The organism is Thauera phenylacetica B4P, assembly GCF_000310225.1.
In the GTDB taxonomy this organism is placed as follows: domain Bacteria; phylum Pseudomonadota; class Gammaproteobacteria; order Burkholderiales; family Rhodocyclaceae; genus Thauera; species Thauera phenylacetica.
The window spans coordinates 1-3,849 of the sequence record NZ_AMXF01000308.1 but is presented as its reverse complement, the minus strand read 5'-3'; the positions used below and the strand labels follow the sequence as shown (position 1 = coordinate 3,849).

Here is a 3,849-nt window from a genome sequence, read left to right as displayed (position 1 = left end):
GTGCCGTTTACGGCGCCGCCGGCGCCCACTCGACGACGCCGTTTAACGACGCCAGATTTGTGCGGAATCAGGGAGCCGGCAACAGCCACTGCCATGTGGAAATCGACATCGCGCTCGGCATCTTCGAATGCATCAAATTCTCCCTTCCGCTTTCGCATGCGGGTCACAAGCCCATTCAGTTTCTTGATGTCCGTATCCGTGGCGCGAAGAGCCGCGAACTGAGCTGCGATGCACTCGATACCGTGGCGCAGTTCCAGGACGTCATCAACCGTTGAGGGGTGGCGCTGAAGCAGGTGCACCAGCGGATCGGTAATGACCGGAGCGGTCACATCCGTGACGCAATAGCCGCCCCCGCGACGTGCCTGCAGCAACCCCCTGCTTTCGAGGACGAGCAGCGCCTCGCGCAAAGAGGGGCGAGACACGTCCAGTTGCTTGGAAAGATCTCGCTCGGGAGGCAAATTGTCGCCAGGTTTGAGTTCTCCGCTCGCAATCAACCCCTCGATCTGCTCGGCAATGGTATCGGACAGGCGCGCGCCTCGGCTGCACGACGGCGCTGAACGATGGGCTCGACGACATGGCGAATTCCTCCTTGGATATCGGTAGTTCAGCGTGCTCCAGGCACGTGGCGGGCGTCGTGGATTGTACGTCCTTGATTGCTGCACTGCGGCGCGCCTGAGTGGTGCAAGCAGCGACCCTTGCGGCTCGATAGATATTAAGGATAGCATTATCAAAATTTCTTGGTCAGACCAAGCAGGCCGGAAGTCCGAGCATACCGGAGGGGGCGCGCCACCGCAGGAATCATCCCTGCAAGGCAGCGAAGCACCGACGGGCAATTCAATCAGAGGAGACAACATGAGCACACAAGGGGATATCGACATCCGTGAAACTGCGGAATGGATCGAAGCGCTGGAAGGTGTTGTAGCGAACGAAGGTCCTGCCCGCGCCCACTACCTGATCGAGACCCTGATCGCCACCGCGCGCCAGGAAGGGGTGAACATCCCGTACTCGGCCACCACCGAGTACATCAACACCATCCCCGCCGAGCAGCAGCCGCCCTACCCCGGTGATCCGGACATGGAGATCAAGCTGCACTCGTACATCCGCTGGAACGCGATGGCGATGGTGGTGCGCGCGAACAAGGACACCAACGTCGGCGGCCACATCGCCTCGTTCGCCTCGGCCGCCGCCTTGTACGACGTCGGCTTCTCGCATTTCTGGCACGCGCCCTCCGAGCAGCACGACGGCGACATGATCTACTTCCAGGGCCACTCGGTGCCTGGGGTGTATGCGCGCGCGTTCATGCTCGGCCGCCTGTCCGAGGAGCAGATGGACAATTTCCGCCAGGAAGTCGGCGGCAAGGGCATTTCGTCCTATCCGCACCCCTGGCTGATGCCGGACTTCTGGCAGTTCCCGACCGTGTCGATGGGCCTGGGCCCGCTGTGCGCGATCTACCAGGCGCGCTTCATGAAGTACATGGCCAGCCGCGGCATGATCGACGCCGCGCGCGCAGAGCAGCGCAAGGTGTGGGCCTTCCTGGGCGACGGCGAGACCGACGAGGTCGAGTCGCTCGGCGCGATCGGCATGGCCGGCCGCGAGAAGCTGGACAACCTCGTGTTCGTCATCAACTGCAACCTGCAGCGCCTCGATGGCCCGGTGCGCGGCAACGGCAAGATCATCCAGGAGCTCGAAGCCGGCTTCCGCGGCGCGGGCTGGAACGTCATCAAGGTCATCTGGGGCACGGCCTGGGATGCGCTCTTCGCGCGCGACAAGAAGGGTCTCCTCAAGCAGCGCATGATGGAACTCTGCGACGGCGAGTACCAGACCTTCAAGGCCAAGGACGGCGCCTACGTGCGCGAGCACTTCTTCAACACGCCGGAACTGAAGGCGCTGGTCGCCGACTGGACCGACGACCAGGTATGGCAGCTCAATCGCGGCGGCCACGACCTGTTCAAGATCTTCGCCGCCTACAAGGCCGCCAGCGAGCACAAGGGCCAACCCACGCTGATCCTGGCCAAGACCATCAAGGGCTTCGGCATGGGCCAGGCCGGCGAGGCGATGAACATCTCGCACCAGCAGAAGAAGATGGACGTCGATGCGATCCGCCGCTTCCGCGACCGCTTCGGCCTGCCTGTGCCGGACGACAAGCTCGAGGAGCTGCCCTACCTGAAGTTCGAGGAAGGCTCGCCCGAATACAAGTACATGATGCAGCGCCGCATGGACCTGGGCGGCTTCCTGCCCCAGCGCCGCACCCAGGCCGCGCCGCTGGCCGTGCCCGCGCTCGACGCCTTTGCCGCGCTGCTGAAGGCCTCGGGCGAAGGCCGTGAGCTGTCGACCACGATGGCGGTGGTGCGCATCATGAACACGCTGCTGAAGGACAAGCAGATCGGCCGCCACATCGTGCCGATCGTCCCCGACGAGAGCCGCACCTTCGGCATGGAAGGCATGTTCCGCCAGTACGGCATCTGGAACCAGGAAGGCCAGAAGTACGTGCCGGAAGACCATGACCAGCTCATGTTCTACAAGGAAAGCCAGACCGGCCAGGTGCTGCAGGAAGGCATCAACGAAGCCGGCGCGATGGCCGACTGGATCGCCGCAGGCACCGCGTACAGCGTGCACGGCGTGCAGATGGTGCCGTTCTACATCTTCTATTCGATGTTCGGCCTGCAGCGCACGATGGACCTGTGCTGGGCGGCGGCGGACCAGCGCACGCGCGGCTTCATGATCGGCGGCACCGCCGGGCGCACCACGTTGAACGGCGAAGGCCTGCAGCACGAGGACGGCCACAGCCTGCTGCTGGCCAACATGATCCCCAACTGCGTGAGCTACGACCCGACCTTCCAGTACGAGGTGGCGGTGGTGGTGCAGGACGGCCTGCGCCGCATGTTCGCCGAGCAGGAGGACGTGTACTACTACATCACGGTGATGAACGAGAACTACGAACATCCCGAGATGCCCGCCGGCGCCGAAGCCGACATCCTCAAGGGCCTGTACGCCTTCCGCAAGGGCGCTGCCGGCACCGGTCCGCGCGTGCAGCTGATGGGTTCGGGCACGATCTTCCGCGAAGTGATCGCCGCCGCCGACCTGCTCAAGGCGGACTGGGGGGTGGAGGCCGACATCTGGGGCGCGCCCAGCTTCAACGAACTGGCGCGCAACGGCCAGGACGTCGAGCGCTGGAACCTGCTGCACCCGATGGAGGAGCCGAGGAAGTCGCACGTTGCCCAGAAGCTGGAAGGCGCGCAAGGCCCCGTCATCGCGGCCACCGACTACATCCGCATGCTTCCCGAGCAGATCCGTCCGTTCATCAAGGGCAGCTATGTGACGCTCGGCACTGACGGCTTCGGTCGTTCGGACACCCGCGAGAACCTGCGCCACTTCTTCGAGGTGGATCGTCACTGGGTGACCCTGGCGGCGCTGAAGGCGCTGGCCGACGACGGCGTGATCGGTCGTGACAAGGTTGCGGCAGCCCTGGTCAAGTACAACCTCGACCCGAACAAGCCCAACCCGATGTCGGTCTGAGCGCGCAAGGAGACTAGAACATGAGCCAACTCATTGAAGTGAAGGTTCCGGACATCGGCGATTTCGACGCCGTGCCGGTGATCGAGCTGTTCGTGAAGGTAGGCGACACGATCGCCGTCGATGATGCGATCGCGACGCTGGAATCCGACAAGGCGACGATGGACGTGCCGTCCTCGCACGCCGGCGTGGTCAAGGAAGTGCTGGTCGGCATCGGCGACAAGGTCAGCGAAGGCAGCGTGCTGATCAAGGTCGAGGCGGCTGGTGCCGCAGCGGCTGCGCCGGCGCCTGCCGTTGCGGCTGCTGCCCCGGCCGCTGCAGCGCCGGCTGCGCCCG

General features: G+C 64.3%; 3 protein-coding genes. 2 read left to right on the top strand and 1 reads right to left on the bottom strand.

What is annotated here, in order from left to right:
• On the bottom strand, positions 1-725 hold a 725-nt coding region (locus C667_RS25305; RefSeq protein ID WP_245538521.1), incomplete at its 3' end, for a FadR/GntR family transcriptional regulator.
• A gap of 127 nt (positions 726-852) precedes the next feature.
• Between C667_RS25305 and aceE the strand changes: the two genes are divergently transcribed.
• On the top strand, positions 853-3,516 hold the full coding sequence (aceE, locus tag C667_RS20965) for a pyruvate dehydrogenase (acetyl-transferring), homodimeric type (protein ID WP_004382165.1): 2,664 nt from the start codon (positions 853-855) through the stop codon (positions 3,514-3,516).
• A gap of 20 nt (positions 3,517-3,536) precedes the next feature.
• On the top strand, positions 3,537-3,849 hold a 313-nt coding region (locus C667_RS20960; protein ID WP_004382163.1), incomplete at its 3' end, for an acetyl-CoA carboxylase biotin carboxyl carrier protein subunit.